Source organism: Gilliamella sp. Gris3-2 (assembly GCF_001690345.1).
GTDB classification, from domain to species: Bacteria; Pseudomonadota; Gammaproteobacteria; order Enterobacterales; family Orbaceae; genus Gilliamella; species Gilliamella bombi.
Map to the genome: position 1 here is coordinate 139,214 of NZ_LZHB01000028.1, position 23,025 is coordinate 162,238.

The following is a 23,025-nucleotide window of genomic DNA, read 5'->3' on the forward strand; positions in this document are numbered from 1 at the left end:
AAGTCAAATATTATGCATAGATAAATAAATAAGGCAAATAACGTTGCATATAACATCAATAGCAAAACAGACAGATACCTGCTAAAATATGTGATTATTTTTGTGTGAGTTAAAACAGTTTTATGACAGAACAAGCTTATTTAGACGAAGTTAATGCACGTCGCACTTTTGCAATTATTTCTCACCCCGATGCTGGTAAAACAACCATTACCGAAAAAGTATTGTTATTTGGTCATGCAATTCAAACAGCTGGTACAGTTAAAGGCCGTGGCGCTAATGCCCAGCATGCTAAGTCAGACTGGATGGAAATGGAAAAGCAACGTGGTATTTCAATTACTACATCTGTGATGCAGTTTCCTTATAATGACTGCTTAGTTAATTTATTAGACACTCCAGGGCACGAGGATTTTTCTGAAGATACTTATCGTACGCTAACAGCGGTTGATAGTTGTTTGATGGTAATTGATGCAGCAAAAGGGGTTGAAGATCGTACTCGCAAATTAATGGAAGTGACACGATTACGCAATACACCAATTTTAACCTTTATGAATAAGTTAGACCGTGATATTCGCGATCCAATGGAACTGCTTGATGAGGTTGAAAACGAGTTAAATATTATGTGCGCCCCTATTACTTGGCCGATTGGTTGTGGCAAGTTATTTAAAGGTGTTTACCATTTAGCTAAAGACGAAACTTACCTTTACCAATCAGGGAAAGGTCATACAATACAAGAGGTCCGAATTATTAAAGGGTTAACTAACCCTGATTTGGATTTAGCGGTGGGTGATGATTTAGCGCAGCAACTGCGTGAAGAGCTTGAATTAGTGCAAGGCGCATCAAACGAATTTGATTTAGATGCTTTCTTGTCAGGCGATTTAACGCCAGTCTTTTTTGGTACGGCATTGGGTAATTTTGGCGTGGATCATATGCTTGATGGTTTAACAGCTTGGGCACCAACTCCTCAACCTCGTCAAACCGATAAGCGTGAAGTCGAATCATCAGAAGAAAAGTTCAGTGGTTTTGTTTTTAAAATTCAAGCCAATATGGATCCTAAACACCGTGACCGCGTTGCATTTATGCGCATTGTATCGGGTAAATATGAAAAGGGCATGAAGTTACGACATGTACGTATTGCTAAAGATATCAATATTTCTGACGCCTTAACATTTATGGCAGGTGATCGTGAACATGTTGAAGAAGCCTATGCTGGTGATATCATTGGTTTACATAATCATGGCACGATTCAAATAGGTGATACTTTTACACAAGGTGAAGATCTGAAATTTACAGGCATTCCTAACTTTGCACCAGAACTGTTTCGTCGAATTCGTCTTAAAGATCCACTTAAACAAAAGCAGTTATTAAAGGGGTTAGTTCAATTGTCCGAAGAGGGTGCTGTACAAGTGTTTCGTCCATTAACCAATAATGACTTAATTGTGGGAGCTGTAGGGGTGCTACAATTTGATGTGGTGGTTGCTCGTTTAAAATCAGAGTATAACGTTGAAGCCATTTATGAGCCAGTTAATGTGACAACAGCGCGTTGGGTTGAGTGCTCAGATGTGAAAAAACTGGAAGAGTTTAAACGAAAATGTGAACAAAATTTGGCCTTAGATGGCGGGGATAATCTATCTTATGTGGCACCAAGTATGGTTAATTTAAATTTAACTCAAGAAAGATATCCTGATATTGAGTTTAGAAAAACTCGAGAACATTGATTGTATTCATCACAAAATAGCGGAATCTATCATTATGTTTAATCATTTTGATACATCTGCTTCTTTCTTTTTAACCGCATTTTTTTGATGATAAAGTCAAGCGAGGGAATATTATGGATTTGAAAAATAAAAAAATAGTCAATTTAATAATTGGTAGTTTTATTGGATTATTAACTATGACTACTTCACCGGTATTGTTTGCTATTGAAAATAAGCTAGTGAGCCCAGTTTTGTTAGAAAAAGTTCAGCAAAGCGAGCGCGATAAGCGCCAATATGAGGTGGTTGAGCTAGCAAATAAAATGCGCGTGTTACTTGTGTCTGATCCTAATGCTGTAAAATCACTGGCATCATTAGCACTGCCTGTCGGCTCGTTGCAAGATCCCAAAGAGCAACAAGGGTTGGCTCATTATGCTGAACATATGGTATTAATGGGATCGAAAAATTATCCAGAACCAGCAAGCTTTTCTCAATTTTTAAGTCGTCATTCGGGAAGTTATAATGCTAGCACTGCGGCACATAGAACAGCTTTTTATTTTGAAGTTGAAAATAGCGCATTTGATAAAGCACTGGATTATTTAGCTGATGCTATTGCTGAGCCCAATTTAGATCCTAAATTTGCCGATAAAGAACGTAATGCAGTTAACGCTGAATTGACAATGGCCAGATCAAATGATGGTTTTAGGATCGGGCAAGTTAATTCCGAAACTATTAACCCTAATCATCCATCGGCACAGTTTTCGGGTGGTAATTTAGAAACATTAAGTGATAAACCAAGTAGTAAATTACAAGATGCTTTAGTGACTTTCCATAAAGATTATTATTCGTCTAATATCATGGTGGGGGTAATTTATAGTAATCAGTCGATCAATAAATTGGCAAAATTAGCTGAAAACACCTTTGGTAAAATCCCTAATAAAAATATTAATGCTCCAATAGTTGATAAGCCAGCGATCACACCAAATGTGCTAAGCAAACAGATTGCAATGGTGCCAGCGCAACCTAAAAAATTGCTATTTTTACAATTTCCAATGGAAAACAATTTAGATAAATTTGCTGATAAAAGTGATGAATATATCACTTATTTAATTGATAACAGTAGCACCAATACGTTGTCTGATCAGTTACAAAAGCAGGGGCTTATTGAAGGTATTAGTTCGTCTATCAACCCTATCCGTTATGGTAATAGCGGTATGTTGAGTATTAATGTGAGCTTAACCGACGATGGTCTCGCTCAAAAAGATAAAGTTATTGGGGCTATTTTTAATTATTTACAGTTAATTCAAAAGCAAGGAATTTCTGATGCTTATTATGAAGAACTTAAGAAAGTTTTAGCTCTAGAATTTAAGTATCAGGATGTTGAGCGTGATATGTCTTATGTGGAATGGCTATCTGATCAGATGTTGTTGTACCCCGTTAAAAATATATTAAATTCTGATTTTATTGCTAATAATTTTGATAAAACAGCGATCACCGCTCGTTTAAAAAGCCTAACGCCCGATAACGTTAGAGTTTGGATTATTTCACCAAATGAAACAACTAATAAGACGGCTTATTTTGTAGACGCACCTTATAAAATCGATAATATTACTAGTGAGCAAAAAGCGAATTGGTTGGCTTTAGGCAAAAATTTCACATTTAGTTTACCTGAATTAAATCCTTATATTCCCGACGATTTTTCAATTGTGAAGCAAAACCGTGCTCAAGCTCAACCAGCTGGGTTTAGTAAACGTGGTAATCATCTTCATTTTGTTAGTCAATATTTCAAAACTGAACCTAAAGCGGCGATTGTGGTTTCGTTACGGAATAACGAGGCTTTTAGTGATGCTAAAGCAGAGGTCGCTTTTAATTTACTTGATTACATTGCAAGTCGTAATTTAGAACAATTACTATTTCAGGCAGGCGTTGCGGGTATTTCGTTGTCAACGGATGATGATAATGGCTTAATGATTTCAGCCAGTGGTTTTAGTCAGCATTTACCAAAAATGGTGACAGCAATTCTTAATAGTTATCGCAATGTGACGATTGATGAGCAAAGCTTAGTGTTAGCTAAATCTTGGTATTTGCAGGAATTGGATAAATCTGAGCATGCTAAAAGTTATTGGTTGGCGGTTAATCCTGTTAATGAATTGTCAGATTTACCGTATTTTGAACGGGATGAAAGACGTCAAATTACAGCAACCATGACTATTAATGACGTGTTAACTTATCGCGATAATTTATTAACCCACTCAGTACCTTATATGCTTAGCTTGGGTAATTTGTCTAACGAGGATTCTTTGGATCTTTATCATTCCATCCAAAAAACACTAGTGCGTGATGTTGAATTTACTCCTGTTGATAATATTCAGATTAAAAAATCATTGGAGGCCAAAATGACTCAATATGCGAAAAGCACTGATAATGCTTTGATGATGAGCTATATTCCAACAGGTTATGATCGAATTGCTAGTAGTATGCTAAGTTATACGTTGTCGAAAATTATTTCACCTTGGTTTTATGATCAGTTACGCACCAATGAACAACTCGGCTACGCTGTATTTGCTGGCCCTGTTACAGTTGGAGATTCAGTTGGAATGAGTTTTATCATTCAAAGCAACCAATACGATCCAGTTTATTTATTTAAGCGTTACCAAGAATTTTATCCTGTTATATTAAGTAAGCTTAAAGCATTATCTAAAGAAGATATTGAGCAATATAAAAAAGCGGTACTTGATGAATTGAAAATGCCTCCGCAAACATTGGATGAAGAGTTTAGTCGTTATATGGCTGACTATCGAAATTCGCGTTTTACGTTTGATTCACGGCACAAAAAAATTGAACAATTGAAAAAAATCACTCAACAAGATTTAGTTGATTTTTATAACCGTTCAGTGATGGATAAAAAAGGTTTTGTATTTGCATCGCAAGTTCTTGGTAAGCGTGAAGATAATGCTAAACAACCAGAGGCAATTTCTGAGTTTACTGAATTTGAAAATGTATCGGCATTGCAAGATGTGTTATTAAAATAGTTGTTAAAAATATAGGCTACACCTAAAACATTTTGCCAAAAATTGGCATTGCTATCACCTTGTGATACACTGCCAAAATCCTAATAGTTTGAGTGTATTATGATTACTGGATCGATTGATTATTGTGCTATAGGTCAGCGTCTGCGTGCGTATCGGATTGCTGCCTCTTTGAAGGCTGAAGATGTTGCAGAAAGCCTTAAAATTTCAAGAGCAGCAGTATATCGGTTAGAGAAGGGTGAGATCGTTAAAATTGAAACTCTAGAGCGATTGGCTTCCTTGCTTGATACGTCTTTTGCTAGTTTACTCGGCATTGATACTGAATACTATTCGAGTGGTGAAGGTTTTTTTGAACGTATGCGCCAATTAGAAGAACAATCAACTCATATCTATTCTCATTTCGATCCTTTTTCCTTTTTATTAACTTCTTCTGATTATTTGTCTCATTTAGCGATGATGTTAAATGAATCGAGTAAACCCGCTGATCCTCAAAAATATGCCACTACCTTATCCATTTTAAAAGATCGTAAAACTCAGTTCTGTCAATCAATTCCAAAAGTTATTAATTTAATCAGTTTACGTAATGTAGAACGTTTTTTACATATTGGTTTGGTTGGTAATTTAACTATTTCGCCGGGTAAAAAATCGGAAAGAATGCTACTAGCACGCAAAGAAGTTTATCACTTAATTCAGTTAATTGAACAACAATCTCTTGCGCCAACAATTGCTATTACACAAGAAGCTATTCCGTCAATTGCTTTTCAGATTTTTTATCAAGATGGGGATCCTATTTCATTAGCAATGAGCCCATTTCGATTAGGTGAGTTACCTAATGTTACTACTGGTATTGCGTCGATTACGTCATCTTATCATGCAATTAAACGGTATCGCCATTTATTTGATAAGTTATGGGAAAATAGTGCTAAAGATAAGCAAGCAATTGATTTATTGAAAGCGACGTTAGAGAAATTTTAAAGAATATTAAAGAGAGTCCTTATGTTATCCTTAACATTACAACCGATAAAAAGATTTAATGGTACTATCAATTTGCCTGGTTCAAAGAGTGTTTCTAATCGTGCTTTATTATTATCAGCATTGAGTAAAGGTAATACACGGTTAACGAATTTACTTGATAGTGATGATGTTCGTTATATGCTTGATGCGCTTGCAGCGTTAGGTGTGAAGTATCAGCTATCACACGATCGCACGATTTGTGATGTGCAAGGTGTAGGCGGTATTTTGCAATCCAACCATGCATTAGAGCTTTTTTTAGGTAATGCTGGCACAGCAATGCGTCCACTGACTGCAGCTTTATGCCTTGGTCATAATAATATTGTGCTAACCGGCGAACCACGCATGAAAGAGCGCCCAATTGGCCATTTAGTCGATGCGCTGCGTCAAGGTGGTGCTAAAATTGATTATCTCGAAAATGAAGGATACCCACCATTACACCTTCATGGTGGTTTTATTGGTGGTGAAATCCAAGTTGATGGTTCGGTTTCTAGCCAATTTTTAACTGCGTTGTTAATGGCTTCGCCATTAGCACAAAATGATACTCAAATTACTATAATTGGTGATTTGGTGTCTAAGCCTTATATTGATATCACTATTAAGATGATGGCTATGTTTGGTGTTTTGGTTACCAATCACAATTATCAAAAATTTACTGTTAAAGCTAATCAATGTTATCAATCGCCAGGCGATTATTTAGTTGAAGGCGATGCTTCTTCTGCTTCTTATTTTTTAGCAGCGGCTGCAATTAAAGGCGGTACTGTTAAAGTAACTGGCATTGGAAAAAATAGCTTACAAGGCGATACCCAATTTGCTCATGTACTTGAAAAAATGGGGGCTAAAGTTATTTGGGCTGATGATTATATTCAATGCTCTCGTGGTGAATTACACGGTGTTGATATGGATATGAATCATATCCCAGATGCAGCAATGACTATCGCCACAACAGCGCTGTTTGCTAAAGGTCCAACAACAATTCGTAATATTTACAATTGGCGAGTTAAAGAAACTGATCGCTTATATGCGATGGCAACTGAATTAAGAAAGGTTGGCGCAACTGTTGATGAAGGTCACGATTATATTACTATTATTCCTCCAGTTAAATTAAACCATGCCGAAATCGAAACCTATAATGATCATCGTATTGCTATGTGTTTTTCATTAGTGGCGCTTTCAGATACACCTGTGACAATATTAGATCCTAAATGCACAATGAAGACTTTTCCTGATTATTTCGAACAATTTAAACGATTAAGCGAAGAATAAAATGAATAAATCTGTTCCCGTTATTGCTGTTGATGGGCCAAGCGGTGTCGGTAAAGGCACGTTATGTCAAGCATTAGCCAATCATTTTAAATGGCATCTTTTAGATTCTGGTGCTATCTATCGTGTGCTAGCTCTTAGCGCGCTTAAGCAAGATATTGCGCTAGATGATGCCAATAAACTTGAACAACTAGCTCTGAATTTGCCACTAACGTTTGATACGCAAGGTTATAATGTTAAAGTGTTATTAGATCAGATTGATGTGACTAAAGAAATCCGTACAGAACAGACGGGGGGAGCCGCATCAAAAGTGGCGGCAATTAATTCGGTTAGAGTAGCTTTATTACAACGTCAACGTGACTTTAAGCAAGCACCTGGATTGGTTGCAGATGGTCGTGATATGGGCAGTGTAGTATTTAGTGATGCCCCTGTTAAGATATTTCTTGATGCTAGTGCCCAATCTCGTGCAGAAAGGCGAATGAAACAGTTGCAAGATAAGCAAAATAATGTTAAATTCGCCGAAATTTTGCAGGAAATAACTGCGCGTGATGAAAGAGATCGTCATCGCGCCGTTGCGCCACTTAAACCTGCAATTGATGCTCTAATAATTGATACTACATCACTGTCTATTGAAGATGTTTTTAATCAATCTATTAAGTATATAAACGAAAAACTTGCGTTGTAACTTAAATTATAGCGTGAAACTAGCTCCATTATAAGGATGTATGGAGTATTATAAACAACCCCACAAGACAGGATGTAATGTGGACGTTAAAATTAACTTAAGTATATAAATATGACTGAATCTTTTGCTCAACTCTTTGAAGAGTCTATCAATCAACTAGACACTCGTTCTGGTAATATGATCCGTGGTACTGTCGTTGCAATCGACAAAGATGTTGTTTTAGTTGACGCTGGTTTAAAATCTGAATCAGCGATTCCAGTAGAGCAGTTTAAAAATGCCCAAGGCGAATTAGAAGTTCAAGTCGGCGACGTTGTTGACGTTGTGCTTGACTCAATCGAAGATGGTTTTGGTGAAACTATCTTATCTCGTGAAAAAGCTAAGCGCCATGAAGCATGGCTTACACTAGAAAAAGCAGTTGAAGATGCTGCAACAGTTTTAGGTGTTATCAATGGTAAAGTTAAAGGTGGCTTTACGGTTGATCTTAATGGCGTTCGTGCGTTCCTTCCAGGTTCACTAGTTGACGTTCGTCCATTACGCGATACTTCTCATATTGAAAATAGAGAAATCGAATTAAAAGTTATTAAATTAGATCAAAAACGCAACAACGTTGTTGTTTCACGTCGTGCAGTTATTGAATCTGAAAATAGTGCAGAAAGAGAACAACTTCTTGAAAATCTACAAGAAGGTTCTGAAGTTAAAGGTATCATCAAAAATCTTACCGATTACGGTGCATTTGTTGATCTTGGTGGGGTTGATGGGTTACTTCACATTACAGACATGGCTTGGAAACGTGTTAAACACCCAAGTGAAGTGGTTGAAGTTGGTCAAGAATTACTTGTTAAAGTACTTAAATTTGACAAAGATCGTTCACGTGTATCACTTGGCTTAAAACAATTAGGTGAAGATCCATGGGTTTCAATCGCTAAACGTTATCCAGAAGGTACTAAAGTAACAGGTAAAGTAACTAACTTAACTGACTACGGTTGTTTTGTTGAAATTGAAACAGGTGTTGAAGGTTTAGTTCATGTTTCTGAAATGGACTGGACAAACAAAAATATTCATCCATCTAAAGTTGTTAGCTTAGGTGATGTTGTTGAAGTTGTTGTGCTTGAAATTGACGAAGAACGTCGTCGTATTTCTCTTGGCCTTAAACAATGTAAACCAAACCCATGGTTACAATTTGCTGAAACACATAATAAAGGTGATAAAGTTAGCGGTAAGATCAAATCAATCACTGATTTTGGTATCTTTATCGGTTTAGAGGGCGGTATCGACGGTTTAGTTCATCTTTCAGACATTTCTTGGAATATGCCTGGCGAAGAAGCTGTTAAAGCTTATAAGAAAGGTGATGATATCGAAGCTGTTGTTTTACAAGTTGATGCAGAACGTGAACGTATCTCTCTAGGTATTAAACAATTAGAAGATGATCCATTCAGTAGCTTTGCTTCTAACTATAAAAAAGGCACAATAGTTAAAGGTACAGTAAGTGCAGTTGACGCTAAAGGTGCAACCATCGAAATCGCTGAAGGTATTGAAGGCTACTTAAAAGCACAAGATATCGCTCGTGAGCGTATTGAAGATGCAACAACTGCATTAAAAGTTGGTGATGAAGTTGAAGCTAAAATTGTTAACATCGATCGTAAAACTCGTGCAATTTCGTTATCAGTACGAGCGAAAGATGAAGCTGATGAAAAAGAAGCTCTCGCAGCAGTAAACAACACAACAACTCAAGAAGATGCATCATTTACTAATGCAATGGCAGAAGCATTCAAAGCTGCATCAAAAACTGAGTAAAAAATATTTATGTAAAGAGTAAAGAGGGCTTGCCCTCTTTTTCTTTTATGGGATAAAATGAAATAGTTACATGCCACATAAATAAATTAGGAGTGATCATGAACAGATCAGATTTAGTAGAACGAATTGTTAACTGGCGAACACACCTCCCTGTTCAACTAGTTGATGATTCAGTTAGAGATATCATTGAACAGATCGCTTTAGCTATGGAAAGTAACGATCGTGTGGAAATTCGAGGTTTCGGTAGTTTTAGTTTGAACTATCGAGCTCCACGTAAAGCAAGGAATCCAAGAACTGGTGGTAATGTTGAAGTGAAACATAAATATATACCTCACTTCAAACCAGGTAAAGAATTACGTGAAAGAGTAAATAATGCTGCAAACACATAATCTTTAAATTTCACACCTAGATGGAAGCCTTTGAGTTAAATCAAAGGCTTTTTTGTTTTAGCTAGTTTAATTTCTATCATCTAGTCGTACTTACTTATTTAAATAACCTTTACCATTTATCATTAAGGAAAAACCAGTCAACGTTATGTTGATTTAAGTCGTTAAATCCCTCTTTTAAAATATGCAATATTGCGAATAATTTCAGTAAATTTCATTAAGATTAATGATTAAAATGGAACAAAGATCGAAAAATTCAACATCAATTATTTTTTTATAATATCAAGTGATAAACTTATATTGTTCAATTTAAAGATGGTAAGGTGCTAGTGCAAAAAATTTGTTCTTTGGATTTAATGGCTATCATGTTTTCATTAGGTTGTTTGCCATTACTCTTTTTGCCCCATTTATTGTCTGATCTATATTGGTGTTTACTTGCTTTTATCTTGTTTTTAATTGTCTTAACCGTTTTTGTTAATTTTCGTTGGTATTTATCTGTTTTTGTTGCATTTAGTTTAGGTTTTTTGTGGTCAACTGCTTATTCTAAGCAATATTTATCCAACATTTCTCCCTATATTTATAAAACGCTAGTTGTTAACGCCAAAGTAGTTAATATCAATACTCATCAGGCAGCAACGGTCAACGGACCTTATTACATGCCATTTTCTATTTTTTCCATTTCAGATGTTACGCTTGCAAATGATATTCCGATTTCTGTTTACTGGGATAGGTTAGATCCTCCTAAATCTGGGGAAATTTGGCAATTGACACTAAAAACAAAAGTTGTACATGGATACTTAAATGATGGAGGATTTGATAGCCAACGCTTTTCGATAGCAAATCGTAGCTTATTATCGGCTAAATTGGTTGATGCCAAGTTATTAAATGATAAATCTGACTTAAGACAATATATTACTGATTTGGCTATACCTTATATCGATTTATTTAGTTATAAAGGTATTTTGCTAGCCCTTGCTTTTGGTGATCGTTCTCAATTAGATGACGAGCATCGTATGGTAATGATGCAAACAGGTATTGCTCATTTAATGGCTATATCTGGTATGCATATTTTAGTTGTTTATGGACTTAGTTGCTTTTTGGCTAAAGCTATACTGTTTTTTATTCCAAAGCGTTTTATCTATTTTTTTGTACCAATTATAATAGGGTGGTTATGTGCATTTCTTTATGCATGGTTAACAGGTTTTAATCCGCCTACTTTGCGAGCTATGGTTGCTTTGTCAATTTGGATCTATTTTCGTTATAAAAAATATAAAATAAGTTCATGGCAAAAAATCAATCGGATCATTGCGTTGTTATTATTATTTGATCCATTGATGATTTTATCTGAAAGTTTTTGGTTATCTTGCTATGCAGTAATAACTTTAATTTTTTTGCATGATTGGGCGCCGCTTTCCAAAGCAGTAAGGCATAAAAAACGTTGGTATATAATTAGGATATTGTATTTGCAGTGTGGGTTAACCTTATTGCTGCTTCCAATTCAGTTTTTTGTTTTTCAAGGTGTTAGTGGAGTTTCGATTTTAACAAATCTAATTGCAATTCCTGTTATTTCATTAGTTACATTTCCTACCATTTTATTGGCGTTAATATTTAGTATTTTTGATTGTTTTTGTATTGCCTTATGGTTTTGGCTAATTGCTGATAAATCTCTAGAATGGCTATTTTTGAGTTTAAATTGGCTTAATCAATTATGGATTAACATCCCTTCAGATTTTTATTTATTAGGTCTTTTAGGTTGGTTAACTTTAGTGATAATCCGTACAGGTGTTTGGCAACGCTTTAGCATTACTTTGCTCGTAATTTTGATGATACTGGTTACCCCTTTTTTTAAACAGCAACACTATCGTTGGCGGTTAGACATGTTAGATGTAGGTCATGGATTAGCTATCGTTATCCATGATGGTAAGTCTGCAATTTTGTATGATACAGGAGCTAAGTGGGAAAAAAGTTCCGCTATGGAAAGGGTTATTATTCCTTTTCTACAATGGCATAATTTGAATGTACAAGGTATTATTATTAGTCATCAACATAATGATCATGTTGGCGGTTTGAAATTAATTCAACTTATTTATCCTGAGGCATGGTTAATGAGTTCGTCTTCTGACTTTAATAATGATTATCAATGCTTAGCGGGTAATAGTGTTATTTGGAATGATCTGACGTTTAATGTGCTGTGGCCTAATCAGCTGGTTAGCGATGCTCAAAATAAGGATTCCTGTGTGGTGCAAGTTACCGATGGACATTTTTCTGTATTGTTAACCGGAGATCTAGAACGTAATCAGGAATATCAATTAGTTACTAAATATCGAAATCAGCTAACGTCTACTATTTTACAAATCCCCCATCATGGTAGTAGTACATCGTCAAGTTATACATTTTTAAATCATGTTAAACCAGTAAAGTCTTTGGCGTCTACATCTCGTTATAATCCTTGGAAACTCCCCTCCAATAAGGTAATGGCAAAGTATAAAGATTTACAATTAGACTATTATGTTACTGCTAGAACAGGTCAAATAAGTCTTTTTTTTGATAAACAAACATGGAAGCTAAAAACTATGCGAGGTGAAATTAAACCTAGATGGTATCATGATTGGTTTGGTAGTTTACCAAATTATGAGTAAAATAGGCTATCGTTTGCTATAGGCAACTATAATAATTGTTATATTGAGATATAAAACAATTTTACTAAATGTAATAGAGTGATGTTAAAGTTATGATTGAAAAACTGTGGTATGGTAAAAATCGTTTATTTTGGTTATTCATACCATTTTCCTTATTATATGGTTTAATTGCTATTTTCCGTCGCTTTTTATATCAAGTTGGTATTTTAAAATCTTGGCGATCTCCTGTACCTGTTATTGTTATTGGCAACTTATCTGTTGGTGGTAACGGTAAAACGCCACTAGTTATTAGTTTAATTGAATCGTTAAAACAAAAAGGATTACAGGTTGGAGTCGTTTCACGAGGATATGGAGGCAAGGCTGATAACTATCCGCTTATTTTAGATAATACAACCACAACCGAACAAGCAGGTGATGAACCTGTGCTTATTTATCAACGTACTAGTGTACCTATTGCTGTCTCACCTTATCGCTCTGAGGCTGTTCAAGCGTTATTAAAGCAGTACCAGTTAGATGTTATTTTGACTGATGATGGTTTACAACATTATGCTTTAGCGCGTGATATTGAAGTGGTGGTGATTGATGGAAAGCGCCTATTTGGTAATGGATGGTGGATGCCGGCAGGGCCAATGCGAGAGCGTGAAAGTCGGTTAAAATCGGTTGATCTTATTGTCATCAATGGTGATAGTGTAAATAATTTAGCGCAGCAGTATCCTAATAAAACCTTTACTATGCAATTAATGCCCCTGTATGCAGTGAATTTACTTACTCAAGAAAAAAGAGCGTTATCTTCGTTGTCAAATATATGTGCTATTGCTGGTATTAGTAATCCAAAACGTTTTTTTGATATGTTAAGTAAATTGCAAGCGGATGTGGTTGAAACCGTTTCTTTTGCCGATCATCAAAAATTTACTTTACCGTTGTTAAACAATGTTGCACGTAATAAACAAACACTTTTAATGACTGAAAAAGATGCAGTTAAATGTAGACAATTTGCTCAACAAAATTGGTGGTATCTGCCCATCGATGCGGTAATACCTGTGCAAGTTATTGATCAAATCTGTTTATTACTAGCTAAGACAAAATCCCAAGAGAAGAAAAAATGAAAGATATCCTATTAAACGCACTTGCTTGTCCTAAATGCCATGGTCAATTGCAATATAATGCTACTAATCAGCAGTTAATTTGTCATACAGATAATTTAGTTTATACAGTTAAAGATAATATTCCGGTGTTGTTAGAATGTGAAGCTAAACCACTTAACCAATCTGAATGTATTCAAGAATAAATAATAAGGTCTTAATTATGAACTTTTCGGTTATTATTCCCGCTAGGTATGCTTCGAGCCGTTTACCTGGTAAGCCACTAGCGGATATTCATGGTAAACCAATGATTGTTCGTGTGATGGAGCAAGCAAAAAAATCATCAGCCAATCGAGTGATTATTGCCACAGATCATCAACAAGTTTATGAGGTAGTCAAGGAGTATGGTGGTGAAGTCATTCTGACAAGTGATAAGCATAATTCTGGTACAGAAAGACTGGCAGAGGTGATAAATACTTATCAGTTTACTGATGATGAAGTTATTGTTAATGTACAAGGGGATGAACCTTTAATACCGCCAGTCATTATTAATCAAGTGGCTGAAAATTTAGTGCAATATAAAACAGGAATGGCAACGTTAGCAGTGCCAATTGATTCTGTTGAAGAAGCATTTAATACGGGTGCAGTTAAAGTTGTGACAGATAAAGATGGTTATGCGCTTTATTTTTCTCGTGCAACCATTCCTTGGGAACGCGATCGTTTTGCGAAATCAGCTGAACAGTTAAAACCATCGAGTATCGGTGATTTTTATCTCCGTCATATTGGTATTTATGCTTACCGTGCTGGCTTTATTCGTCAATATATTAAATGGGCACCATCAACGCTTGAACAAATTGAAATGTTAGAGCAATTAAGAGTACTTTGGTACGGTGAAAAAATTCATGTCGCTGTGGCAAAACAACCTCCTGCAATTGGTGTCGACACTTTCGAAGATTTAGAAAAAGTAAGAGCGTTATTTAAGGAGTAAGCAATGGCAAACTTTACAGGCTTTAGCCAAGCTGGACTTAATTTTTTACAAGACGCTTGGATTAATAACAGCAAACCGTGGTTTGAAGAACATCGTGCTATTTATGATAACGATTTAATTAAACCATTTAGGCTTTTGGTTGAACAATTAGCACCAGAAATGCTCAAAATTGATGAATGGTTTGAAACTCGCCCTGCTATTGGTAAAACGATTTCACGTATACATCGAGATACTCGTTTTTCAAATGATAAATCACTTTATCGTAGCCGATTATGGTTGACATTTAAACGACCAAATAAAGATTGGAAAGAAGCGCCCGCTTACTTTTTTGAAGTTAGCCCAAGCAGTTATCAATATGGGCTAGGCTATTATTGTTCATCAAAACAAACAATGGATATCTTTCGAGACGAAATTCTTAACGATACTAAGAAATTTCTAGCAATGATACGTTGCGTCAAAAAACCATTTGAGCTTGTTGGCGAAAGTTATAAACGCCCATTAATTAAAGAGCAGGACGAAAAAATTGCAACCTGGTATAACCGAAAAAATATTGCGGTTATGGTGACAAGTAATCATATTGAGGATGTGTTAAATAGCGATTTACCCGATAAACTAATTAAAGGTTTTAAACAGTTAGTTCCACTTTATGATTATTTAATGCGGGTAGAAATGATTAAAAATATACCGACTCTTTAGCTTTGTTGAGTCGGTGTTTAATATTAAATATTAGGAAAATTCAATATAATTTCTTTAATACCATTAATTATGAATTGAGTTCCAACACAAACTAATAAAAAGCCCATAATTCTTGAAGTGGCTTCAATGCCACTTTTCCCCATAAAACGCATTATGCTACCTGCACTGCGCATGCAAAACCAAAGGATAATACATAACAATAAAGGCACTAAAATCGAAGCAGTATAAACAACCCAAGTTGAAACGTCATAACCTCCACTTTTTACTGTTGATGACATGCTTATTATCATTGCTATAGTTCCGGGTCCTGCTGTACTTGGCATGGCGAGAGGAACAAAAGCGATATTATTTGAGATCTCTTTCTTTTTTGCATCTGCTTCAAGAGTTTTGTGTGATGGTTGTTGTGGAAATAACATTCTAAAACCAATAACGCCAACAATCATGCCACCAGCAATACGTAATCCGGGAATCGATATGCCAAATGTGCTCATCACTAGTTGCCCACAATAAAACGATACAACCATAATTATAAACACATAAATACAGGTCAATTTTGATTGGTAATTCCGCTCTTCATTGGTCATATCGCCCGATAGACCTAATAACAGTACCACAGTGGTTAAAGGATTCGTTAAAGGAATAAATAAAATTAAACCAAAGCCGACAGTTTGTATAAGTTCCAACATAGATTTATTATAAATCCAACAAAATTTGCAGCTAAGTATAATTGAAATAAACAGAAAATGATATATGGAGGTAGTTGTAATTCGGTATCGGATTTTATTACCATGTTTGAAAAAATTGTAGGCACTACACTGATAATTATAGGTCTAATATTAGTAGAAATAATGTCAAGCGTGAATGATTTTTATGCATTAGTAGATAAAATGTAATATCAGATTAAGGTTTGAAAGGAGTAATATTCGACTCCTTTCATTAAATCAAATTGAACTTTTAATACTTAAAATGGAATATCGTCATCAAAATCCATTGGTGGCTCTGGTGTTGCTGCTGGTTGCGCTGGTGTATTTTGCGTTAGAGGACGAGAAGGAGCCACTGGTGCAGATGAAGAATTATTTGCACTTTGTCCCCAATTTTGTGAACCATCGCCCATGTTTTCACCACCATTGCGTGTTGCTAAAATTTGTAAAGTACCACCAATTGGGTTGACTACAACTTCAGTTGTGTAACGATCTTGTCCTGACTGATCTTGCCATTTTCGAGTTTGTAATTGCCCTTCAATATAAATTTGGGAACCTTTTTTTAAGTATTCGCCAGCAATTTCAGCTAATTTACCGAATATAACAACGCGATGCCATTCAGTACGTTCACGGTATTCATTTGTTTGTTTATCTTTCCATGATTCTGATGTTGCAATGCTAATATTAGCAACTGCATTACCATTAGACATATAACGAACTTCGGGATCTTGACCTAAATTACCAACTAAAATGACTTTATTTATTCCTCTATTAGCCATTATTAACTCCTAAACATGACATAAGTATTTTAAGCTACATATTGTAACATGAGACTGTAGTAATATCAGCGAATTTAATTTAATAATGGAATTTTTCTCCCATTTTATAAAGATTAGAAAGATTGGTTTAAACATAGGAATTTGCTGTCATAGCGAGTATAATGCTAGACATTTGTTAATGTGATGTTCTAAAAGATTTTTCCTATAGGAGGCCTTATGATTAATGCGTTTGGATTGAAAAACAAACAATTAGTAAAAATTAATGAAGGCGATATAAATAATGCAACTTGGATTGATTTAATTGAGCCAGAAGAAGCCGATCGAGATTTTGTTTTAACACATTTAGGACAAAACTTAGCAACAAGTATTGAACTTGACGATATTGAAGCGTCAGCTCGTTTTTTTGAAGATAACGAAGGTTTACACGTCCACTCTTTCTTTTTTTATGAAGATGCAGAAGATCGTGCTGGCAACTCAACAGTAGCTTTTACAGTGCATAATGGTCGTTTGTTTACACTACGTGAGCGAGATTTACCAGCATTTCGTTTGTATCGCATGCGATCGCGCTATCAAGGAATGAACGATGGAAATCCTTATGAAGTATTACTTGATTTATTTGAAGTTAAAGTTGAACAGTTAGCAGATCAAATTGAAAATATCTACAGTGAACTCGAAGAATTAAGTTTAATTATTATGGATCGTTCAGCTCAAGAGCATTACGATGAAGCTATTACCTCGTTGGCTGAACTTGAAGATACCGCGTGGAAAGTTCGTCTTTGTTTGATGGATAGCCAACGTGCAGTTAATTATTTAGTTCGCCGAGCAAAGATGCCAGTAGATCAACTAGAACAAGCTCGTGAAGTTATTCGCGATATTGAATCGCTTGTTCCACATAATGAGTCATTATTTCAAAAAGTAAACTTTTTAATGCAAGCTGCAACTAGTTTTATCAATATTGAACAGAGCCGAATTATCAAAATTTTCTCGGTTGTATCTGTTGTGTTTTTACCCCCAACGGTAGTTGCTTCAGCTTATGGTATGAATTTTGAATTTATGCCAGAATTAAAATGGGAATATGGTTATCCTTTTTCATTACTATTAATGTTGCTAGCAGGTGTTGCTCCTTATATTTATTTTAAACTTAAAAAGTGGTTGTAGATTTATTGATTTAAATTGAGTTTTTATTCGATAGTTTTTTAATATATTAGATGAAATTCTTATCGTACTAACTGCTTAGGATAATTTAATATAAATAATTATTAATATCAGCAATATACTTTCATCGAGTGATGGGTAAAACTTAATATTTTAACTGAAAGAATTAATTTATCATAAAGGAAGTAACATGAATCAATATGCACTGGTCACCGATATCGGTGGAACTAATGCTCGATTTGCGCTTTATAATTTGGCTACAAATGAGCTATCAGCAATAACTAAAGTTCTTATTGCAAAGGATGATGTATTGCTAAAATTAATTAAGAATTACTTACAAGCCCAATCGGTTACCGTTAAAATGGCGTGTATTGCAATTGCCTGTCCGATTAATGACGAAGATATAATTAGTATGACAAACAATGATTTGTCGTTTTCACGATCTGAATTAGTTAAGGAACTTAATCTTGAAAAACTAGAAGTAATTAATGATTTTACAGCAGTATCAACTTCAATTCCTAAATTATCTAAACAAGATCTTGTTCAGATTGGTGGTGATGAACCTGATTTAGATTATCCAATTGCAATTTATGGTGCAGGTACAGGACTTGGAGTGTCACATTTAATTAAAGTAAATGGACGTTGGATTAGTTTGTCAGGAGAAGGGGGGCATACAGAGCTTCCAATGATAAGTGATGATGAAGACCGTATTTTAGTGCAACTTCGCAAAAAATTTGGGCGTGTTTCTACCGAGCGGTTTTTATCAGGCAATGGTATTGTTAATATTTATCAAGCGTTGTTACAAATTAATAATCAACCAGTAATAGAGATTACACCCGACATTATTGTTGAGAAAGCGCTATCTAAAAGTTGTCCACTTTGCTTGCAAACTTTAACCTATTTTTGTACTTTTATGGGGCGTTTTGGTGGTAATTTGGCATTAACACTTAATACACAAGGTGGCGTTTATATTGCTGGGGGTATTGTGCCACGCTTTATCGAATTTTTTAAAACATCTCCATTTAGAGATGCTTTTGAACATAAAGGTCGTATGTCCTATTTAGTCAAAAAAATTCCTGTTTATGTAATAACACATGAAGATCCAGGCTTGTTTGGTGCAGGTGTTTATTTACAAAATTGTCTTAATAAATAGTATTAATGAGTAAAGGTTTTATTTTATGATGTGGTGTTATATTTACCGAAGTACCAAAAAAGAGAACTGCTATCTATATATGGAACATGAAAATGATTTTTCAACGATTCCTGAAAAAGTAATGTCTATTTTTGGTTCACCTGTTTTTGTCATGAAAGTATTACTTGACGGTAAACGAAAATTTGTAGTTGGTACCGCCACTGAAATAGAAGAAAAGATTAAAACTGATGGATTTTTCTTACAAATGCTAAAAGAAGATGATTTCAAAGTATGATTGAGCCATTTTGGGAATATAAGACATTAGCTCAGATGAGTGATGAAGAATGGGAACAGCTCTGTGATGGTTGTGGTCAATGTTGCTTAAATAAATTGATGGACGAAGATACAGACGAGATCTTATATACTAATGTTGCTTGTAATTTGCTTGACTCCAATACTTGTCAATGTAAACATTATAATAGACGTTTTGATTATGAACCCGATTGTATCAAGTTGACTCGTGATAACCTCCTTACCATTGAATGGTTACCTTTAACCTGTACCTATCGTTATTTTTCTGAAACAGGACAATTGCCTCATTGGCATCCACTTATTACGGGTAATAAAAAGCTTATGCATAAGCTGAAGATATCGGTTAAAAATCGGATTGTTTATGAAAAAGATGTGATTTGTTGGGAAGACCATATTATTTAAAATAGGGAGCTACAGCTCCCTTTTGATTTTAATCTAAAGCACAATCCATAAATAACCAAATACGTCAACAGCGAGCATATTTAAAAACATTAAAATAAATACAAAAATCATAAATGAGATATCAATCATTCCAAGCGGTGGCACAATACGGCGAATTGGTGCTATAAGTGGTTCAGTTAACTGAGCAAGTAATTCATCCGCGTTTGATTGTCCACGGCTAACCCAACTTAGAATTGCTCGAAATAGTAATAACCAGAATAATAAATGCCCAAATGCATGAGCTATGACAGCAATAGCATAAAGTAGGTATTTACTAGTCCAAATTGATTCATTAATCATTCCATAGTAGGAAATAAAAATAATTTTAATGACGGCAACAAAATATAAAAGAACCCATGTAGCGGTATCTATTTGTTTAATAGAAGGAATGACTTTGCGTAGTGGACCGATAACAGGTTGAGTTATTCGTACGATAAATTGGGTAAATGGGTTATAGAAATTTACACGCACACGCTGCATCCATAAACGCAAAATTAAAACATAGAGACATACCGTTAAGATGGTATTACCTAGAAAATAAAGCGATGTCATTTAAGACTCCTTAAAATAAACTATTCGGGCAATATATCACAAATACTGTCTTGCTCCAAAGATCGCTGTACCTATTCGAACCATAGTGCTACCAGCAACAATAGCAGCTTGCATGTCGCCACTCATGCCCATGGATAATGTATCCATAAATGGATAATCAGTTTGTAAAGAACGCAAAAGTTCGTGCATTTTGTTAAAGACGTTTAGTTGTTTGTCAAAATCATTTTCAATTTCAGGGATCGCCATTAATCCACGTAAATTTAAATTGGGTAGTGTTATAATTTGTTCTGCTAAATCAGCAACTTGTTCAGGATAAACCCCCGACTTGCTGGCTTCTTTACTAATATTAACTTGAATAAGTACATTTAAGTTTTCCATATTAGCTGGGCGCTGATCATTTAAACGTTGAGCAATTTTAAATCGATCAATGGTATGCATCCAATCAAAGTGTTCGGCGACTAATTTGCTTTTGTTCGATTGTAATGGACCAATAAAATGCCAAGTTAATAAAGTATTGGGAAGTATTTGTTTAAAATACTGGATTTTTTCAACGCCTTCTTGAACATAGTTTTCACCAAAAGATAGTTGACCTGCATCTATCGCTTGTTTGATTAAGGTTACTGGTTTTGTTTTACTGACCGCAATAAGTTCGATTGTAATGGGATCTCGTTCGCATTTTTTTGCTATTTCTTGAATTGTGTTTTTTATAGTAAGTAAATTGTCACGTACTGTATTCATGTTAATTCCCAATCAATAAACTAATAGGTCAAATATAATGTTAAAATCGATGTTGTCGCTTAGTGTAACGCAAAAAGCATCCGATTTGCACCTTTCAAGTGGTGAAGTTGCACGCATTCGCATTAATGGACAATTACAATGTGTATCAAACAAAAAGTTATCGCCGTTAGATTTAGAATCTGAACTATTAGCGCTACTTAATGAATCACAAAAATTACAATTACAGCAAGATAAACAAATTGATTTAGCCTATCAATCTCCTGAAATAGGTCGTTTTAGAGTCAATATTTTTTATCAACAGCGTGGTATTTCGGCGGTGTTTCGAATCATTAAAAACCATATTCCTGATCTAGCTGAAATCGGTGCCCCCGAGGTTTTCAAAAAGCTAATAACGCACGAAAGTGGTATTATTTTAGTGACAGGTGCTACAGGAAGTGGTAAATCAACGACGCTTGCATCATTAATTGAATATATTAACTCAACTCAATCCAAACACATTATTACTTTAGAAGACCCCATTGAGTTTATTTATCATAATCAACATTCATTAATTCAACAAAGAGAGCTTACAAATTTTGACTACGCACTTGATAGCCTTTTAAGGCAAGATCCTGACATAATATTACTTGGGGAATTACGTAATAAAAAATCTATCCAAACTGCATTAACAGTAGCTGAAACAGGGCATTTAGTTTTTGCTACGTTACATACATGTTCTGCTATTCAAAGCATTAATCGTATTATTGATGTATTTGATGAAAATTCGCGTAACTTTATTCGCACACAATTATCAAATAATTTAAGAGCAATTATCAGTCAAAAGCTAATATTAACAAAAAATGGGCGTAAAGCGTTGTTTGAAGTGCTTATCAATACTCCTGCTGTCAGTAATTTAATTAATGAAGGCAAAATTAAACAAATTATTTCCCTTATGCAGACAGGGCGACAACATGGTATGCAAATTATTACGGATCAATAATTACTGAAATTGAAATAATCTTTAATCATAAACTAATTTTATTTATTTACCTGTGACTACAAACGAATGGCAAAGCGGAAAGAGTGATAAAAACTTTGAATTGAGATATGACATAATTGTAAATACCCCAAACTTAGTACACAACTCACGTAGAAAATCATGCTGCTTGTTTTAGTGTTTTATACTCAATCGGTGTCATGTTATTTAATGCCTCATGTGGTCTTTCGGTATTATAAATCATTAACCATTCTTCAGTTATTCTCCTTGCTTGTGCTAAATTGTTAAAAAGATATAAATCGAGTACTTCAGTACGATAGGTACGATTAAATCGTTCAATATAGCCATTTTGATAAGGACTACCGGGCTGGATATAATCAATGGTTATATTATGTGATTTAGCCCAGTTTATAAAGGTTTTTCCTGTAAATTCTGGCCCATTATCGACCCGTATTTTTAATGGATACCCATGATATTCGGCCAGTTTATCTAAGTAACGGGTAATCCTTCCTGCTGGTAAGCTTACTGCAATATCAATCCCTAACGCCTCACGATTAAAGTCATCGATAACATTGAATGTCCTAAAGCGACGCTGATTACGACTACTGTCACTCATAAAATCCATTGACCAACATTCACCTTGTTTATTGGGTGCTGATAGTCTTTCTGGGCTTCGTGGAGGAATGCGCTGTTTACGCTTTATCCTGAGATTAAGCTTTAATTGGCAATACACCCGATACACCCGTTTATGATTCCATTTATAGCCGAGCTTTTTGATACGATTAAAACATTTAGGAAAGCCCCAGCGTAAATGCCGGTCTGTGATAGCATTCAATACCGAAACAATCACCGAATCATCCTGTAACTTAGGTTGATAATAGTAAGCACAACGGCTTAAGCCAACAATGGCACAACTCATAGCAATAGTAACTGAATGATTTTGTTGTAGTTGCTGTGCCCACGTTTTACGTGCCT

22 protein-coding genes are annotated in these 23,025 nt (G+C 35.1%); 17 read left to right on the forward strand and 5 right to left on the reverse strand.

Annotated elements, in window-relative coordinates; translation table 11 throughout:
- The first annotated feature begins 122 nt into the window (after positions 1-122).
- From prfC to A9G32_RS05450, 12 genes are all read left to right on the forward strand, one after another.
- The gene (prfC, locus tag A9G32_RS05395; protein WP_065589253.1) at positions 123-1,715 is read left to right on the forward strand and encodes a peptide chain release factor 3; all 1,593 of its coding nucleotides are present in this window, start codon (positions 123-125) and stop codon (positions 1,713-1,715) included.
- A 176-nt stretch (positions 1,716-1,891) separates the two neighbouring features.
- Positions 1,892-4,723: a pitrilysin gene (ptrA, locus tag A9G32_RS05400; protein ID WP_442902872.1), complete on the forward strand. Its 2,832-nt coding sequence runs from the start codon at positions 1,892-1,894 to the stop codon at positions 4,721-4,723.
- 99 nt (positions 4,724-4,822) lie between these two features.
- On the forward strand, positions 4,823-5,695 hold the full coding sequence (locus A9G32_RS05405) for a helix-turn-helix domain-containing protein (RefSeq protein ID WP_065559891.1): 873 nt from the start codon (positions 4,823-4,825) through the stop codon (positions 5,693-5,695).
- Positions 5,696-5,716: 21 nt separating this feature from the next.
- Positions 5,717-6,997, forward strand: a complete 1,281-nt coding sequence (gene aroA, locus A9G32_RS05410) for a 3-phosphoshikimate 1-carboxyvinyltransferase (protein ID WP_065559890.1) — start codon at positions 5,717-5,719, stop codon at positions 6,995-6,997.
- A 1-nt stretch (position 6,998) separates the two neighbouring features.
- On the forward strand, positions 6,999-7,679 hold the full coding sequence (gene cmk / locus A9G32_RS05415; protein WP_065589251.1) for a (d)CMP kinase: 681 nt from the start codon (positions 6,999-7,001) through the stop codon (positions 7,677-7,679).
- Positions 7,680-7,790: 111 nt separating this feature from the next.
- Complete coding sequence (gene rpsA / locus A9G32_RS05420; RefSeq protein ID WP_065589250.1) at positions 7,791-9,473, forward strand: 30S ribosomal protein S1; 1,683 nt, start codon at positions 7,791-7,793, stop codon at positions 9,471-9,473.
- A 98-nt stretch (positions 9,474-9,571) separates the two neighbouring features.
- On the forward strand, positions 9,572-9,862 hold the full coding sequence (ihfB, locus tag A9G32_RS05425; protein WP_065589249.1) for an integration host factor subunit beta: 291 nt from the start codon (positions 9,572-9,574) through the stop codon (positions 9,860-9,862).
- 326 nt (positions 9,863-10,188) lie between these two features.
- Complete coding sequence (locus A9G32_RS05430; RefSeq protein ID WP_141672652.1) at positions 10,189-12,498, forward strand: DNA internalization-related competence protein ComEC/Rec2; 2,310 nt, start codon at positions 10,189-10,191, stop codon at positions 12,496-12,498.
- A 92-nt stretch (positions 12,499-12,590) separates the two neighbouring features.
- Entirely contained in the window at positions 12,591-13,604 is a 1,014-nt protein-coding gene (lpxK, locus tag A9G32_RS05435) for a tetraacyldisaccharide 4'-kinase (RefSeq protein ID WP_065589247.1), read from the forward strand.
- On the forward strand, positions 13,601-13,786 hold the full coding sequence (locus A9G32_RS05440; RefSeq protein WP_065560220.1) for a Trm112 family protein: 186 nt from the start codon (positions 13,601-13,603) through the stop codon (positions 13,784-13,786). The genes lpxK and A9G32_RS05440 overlap by 4 nt, the downstream gene beginning before the upstream one ends.
- Positions 13,787-13,803: 17 nt before the next feature.
- The gene (gene kdsB, locus A9G32_RS05445; RefSeq protein ID WP_065589246.1) at positions 13,804-14,568 is read left to right on the forward strand and encodes a 3-deoxy-manno-octulosonate cytidylyltransferase; all 765 of its coding nucleotides are present in this window, start codon (positions 13,804-13,806) and stop codon (positions 14,566-14,568) included.
- Positions 14,569-14,571: 3 nt separating this feature from the next.
- Complete coding sequence (locus tag A9G32_RS05450; protein WP_065589245.1) at positions 14,572-15,264, forward strand: DUF2461 domain-containing protein; 693 nt, start codon at positions 14,572-14,574, stop codon at positions 15,262-15,264.
- A gap of 23 nt (positions 15,265-15,287) precedes the next feature.
- On the opposite strand, the gene A9G32_RS05455 is transcribed toward A9G32_RS05450, so the two are convergent.
- Together A9G32_RS05455 and A9G32_RS05460 are read right to left on the reverse strand one after the other, a co-directional pair.
- Positions 15,288-15,950 (reverse strand): MarC family NAAT transporter, encoded by a 663-nt coding sequence (locus A9G32_RS05455; RefSeq protein ID WP_065589244.1) that lies wholly within the window; start codon positions 15,948-15,950, stop codon positions 15,288-15,290.
- 275 nt (positions 15,951-16,225) lie between these two features.
- Complete coding sequence (locus A9G32_RS05460; RefSeq protein WP_065589243.1) at positions 16,226-16,744, reverse strand: single-stranded DNA-binding protein; 519 nt, start codon at positions 16,742-16,744, stop codon at positions 16,226-16,228.
- A gap of 216 nt (positions 16,745-16,960) precedes the next feature.
- On the opposite strand from A9G32_RS05460, the gene corA reads away from it, so the two are divergent.
- The 4 genes from corA to A9G32_RS05480 all read left to right on the forward strand — a co-directional run bounded on the left by corA (position 16,961) and on the right by A9G32_RS05480 (position 19,745).
- A complete protein-coding gene (gene corA, locus A9G32_RS05465; protein ID WP_034912903.1) occupies positions 16,961-17,902 on the forward strand; it encodes a magnesium/cobalt transporter CorA in 942 nt (313 codons plus the stop codon).
- A gap of 187 nt (positions 17,903-18,089) precedes the next feature.
- A complete protein-coding gene (locus A9G32_RS05470; RefSeq protein ID WP_065589242.1) occupies positions 18,090-19,052 on the forward strand; it encodes a glucokinase in 963 nt (320 codons plus the stop codon).
- 25 nt (positions 19,053-19,077) lie between these two features.
- Entirely contained in the window at positions 19,078-19,326 is a 249-nt protein-coding gene (locus tag A9G32_RS05475; RefSeq protein ID WP_081296761.1) for a YcgL domain-containing protein, read from the forward strand.
- Positions 19,323-19,745: a YcgN family cysteine cluster protein gene (locus A9G32_RS05480; RefSeq protein WP_034912894.1), complete on the forward strand. Its 423-nt coding sequence runs from the start codon at positions 19,323-19,325 to the stop codon at positions 19,743-19,745. Before A9G32_RS05475 ends, A9G32_RS05480 begins: the two co-directional genes overlap by 4 nt.
- 33 nt (positions 19,746-19,778) lie before the next feature.
- On the opposite strand, the gene A9G32_RS05485 is transcribed toward A9G32_RS05480, so the two are convergent.
- On the reverse strand, positions 19,779-20,336 hold the full coding sequence (locus A9G32_RS05485; RefSeq protein ID WP_034912890.1) for a YggT family protein: 558 nt from the start codon (positions 20,334-20,336) through the stop codon (positions 19,779-19,781).
- A gap of 36 nt (positions 20,337-20,372) precedes the next feature.
- On the reverse strand, positions 20,373-21,074 hold the full coding sequence (locus A9G32_RS05490; RefSeq protein ID WP_065589241.1) for a YggS family pyridoxal phosphate-dependent enzyme: 702 nt from the start codon (positions 21,072-21,074) through the stop codon (positions 20,373-20,375).
- Between the two features lie 37 nt (positions 21,075-21,111).
- Here A9G32_RS05490 and A9G32_RS05495 point away from each other — a divergent pair, with 37 nt between their 5' ends.
- Entirely contained in the window at positions 21,112-22,053 is a 942-nt protein-coding gene (locus tag A9G32_RS05495) for a type IV pilus twitching motility protein PilT (RefSeq protein WP_065589240.1), read from the forward strand.
- A gap of 157 nt (positions 22,054-22,210) precedes the next feature.
- On the opposite strand, the gene A9G32_RS05500 is transcribed toward A9G32_RS05495, so the two are convergent.
- Positions 22,211-23,025, reverse strand: an 815-nt coding sequence (locus tag A9G32_RS05500; RefSeq protein ID WP_081296762.1) for an IS3 family transposase, incomplete at its 5' end; no start/stop codon positions are given.